A 2,387-nucleotide genomic window follows, 5' to 3' on the forward strand; every position below is an offset into this window, starting at 1 on the left:
GTTAATAACTGCATAAACCCTTTGATGGCTGTTAAAGGATTTCTAATTTCATGAGCAATAGCTGTAGCAAGCTGCCCGACCGCTGCTAATTTCTCAGATTTCTGCAGCAGCTCTTCTGTTTTTAAGTACTCTGTTCTGTCTCTTGAAACAATAAGAAGCACTTTTTTGTTTTCTATATTGAACAACTTTCCACTATATTCTAGTTTTTTTATTTCGCCTGACTTAAACGTAAACTGTGATTGCAGCGTAAAAGAAAGATTTCCGTTGCGAATTTCTTCGACTGTTTTTTGAACAATGTCAGAATCTCTAGGTATGATATCGTGGCAAGGCATGGATAAAAGCTCTTCTCTCGTATATCCAAAGCGCTTACATCCAGCTTCATTTACTTCAACAAAACGAGAAGGAAAATGATCCGATCCTATTTCAAGTAAATAAATTGCGTCGTTTGCGTACTCAAATAACGTGCGATATTTCAACTCACTTTCTTTAAGCCTACGATGCAGCAAGTCAAGCTCTTCCTTTGCTTTTTTAGCTTCAGATATATCCACGCATACTCCAGACAAACCTACCAACTCATCGTTCCCATTAAAAATTGGAGAAATGGTGATGCGAAGGTCTACTAAACTTCCATCTTTACGAGCTCTTACAACTTCTACTCGATTGATTGCCTCTTTTTCAGCAACAGTCTTTTTTATATTCTCATGTACATCCTCACTAAAAGCTCCTGCTATATCGTAATATTTTTTCCCAATGACTTCATGGGATTTCCAGCCATATACTTTTTCATAAGCTTCATTAACTCGCAAGATTCGCCCTTCTAAATCAGTTATAATAACCGCATCCATGTGATGATTAATAAAAGACTCCAGCTGTTCTTTCGTATATTCTAGTTCTTTTTTCATTATTCTGACAAAAAAAGAATCTTCTTCATCCTTACATGAATCTGATCCAGCATAAGCAGCTTCTTCTGCTACAGCGTAAAATTTACGATAAAATTCTATCGTCGCTACAGCTACTCCCAGTCCGAGAATTCCGAACACTAAATATTCTATTTCGCTATAAAACGGCGACTGAATAGGTGTATTCCAGAAGTAATTTGTCAGCAAGACATGAACGATAAAATGAATAAAGAAACAAAGAAGAGATTGTTTTAATAAAGAAAACTGCTTTCTATATCGAATAAGAGGAAGGGAAAACAAAAAGGTAAAAATTAAAATTAAGATAGTCAGTAACCAATGACTTTCTAAATAGATACTGCACACGGCCATAGTGATACCTGCAACTGCACCGGCTCTATAACCAAAGTACAGAACGGTCAAAATAAGAGGAAGGAAACGTAAATCATATGTAATTTGTTGATACGTAACGCTATATACCATAAGAATAGCAGAAACAATACTTGCATAAATACCACTCATCCATTTGTATTTATGGGCTAGACGCTGTAACAAAAATATTCTTATCGCAATCATAATACTGACAAAAAACGAAAAAATACATAAGTTAACAAATAATCCGCTACTAATCACTCCTTCTATTCCTCCTTTACTTGTAAATATGCGTAAAATAATTCCCTTATATAGAGAGTGTAACATGAATAAGCGCTGCTATTTATAAAATTAATAAAAAAACTAGTCTCGCCCGAGGCAAGACTAGTTTTTTTATTATCTATGCTGATCTTGATACATAGGTCCTTCTGAAATCATATTGCTTTCAGAAACGTACGTAGGATCTGAATGCGCATCTTTATTTAGGCTAGCATTTACCTGCTGTTTTTTAGATAAACTTGAAAGTTTTACTTTGGCACTTCGAACAAGTCCTTTTACTTTCCGTCGTTTCGCAGCATCGCTTAATATATAAGACGTAATGCCGACTCCTACCGTTGATAGCGTAATACCTGATATCAATGCTTTTTGTTTTCTTTTTCTCATAATAGCTCCTTCCTTGTACCTTTTTGAATCTTACAGTAACTTTTCCCCCTCAGGTAATCTCTCAAACCAGATTATTCAGATTATTCACTTCTTTAACAAGACGCGGCAGCGTGTCCGCTCCTGCTATTCCATCTGAAAAAAGGCCATACCGATTCTGGAATTTTTTCATTGCAGCGATTAATTCATCTCCATAGAAACCGTCTGCTCCAAACTTCGGAAGAGAAAAACCTAGCGCAAGTAAGTTTTGCTGAATTTGTTTGACTCCTAACCCTCTATCACCTTTGGAATACACAAAGGGTCCTTTTGCATTATTCGTCATAGAGAGATTTGTTGTGACTTCTTTAAAAAATGAGCAGTCCATTTCATTTATATCCACATTTGTAGAAATTCCTTTTACTCTGCCAGAATCCGTATACTGAAACATGGCCCATCGCTGCCACTGACTTAGCTCACCAG

3 protein-coding genes are annotated in these 2,387 nt (G+C 36.2%); all 3 read right to left on the minus strand.

All coding sequences use genetic code 11. The features are described 5' to 3' along the window. A partial coding sequence (locus AC1DRF_RS23465; protein ID WP_477741828.1) for a PAS domain S-box protein occupies positions 1 to 1,529 on the minus strand: 1,529 nt, incomplete at its 3' end. Between the two features lie 135 nt (positions 1,530 to 1,664). Next, on the minus strand, positions 1,665 to 1,931 hold the full coding sequence (locus tag AC1DRF_RS23470; RefSeq protein ID WP_014460133.1) for a hypothetical protein: 267 nt from the start codon (positions 1,929 to 1,931) through the stop codon (positions 1,665 to 1,667). Between the two features lie 61 nt (positions 1,932 to 1,992). After that, on the minus strand, positions 1,993 to 2,387 hold a 395-nt coding region (locus AC1DRF_RS23475), incomplete at its 5' end, for a peptidoglycan-binding domain-containing protein (protein WP_477741829.1).

It is taken from the genome of Priestia sp. P5_B4 (genome assembly GCF_056400385.1).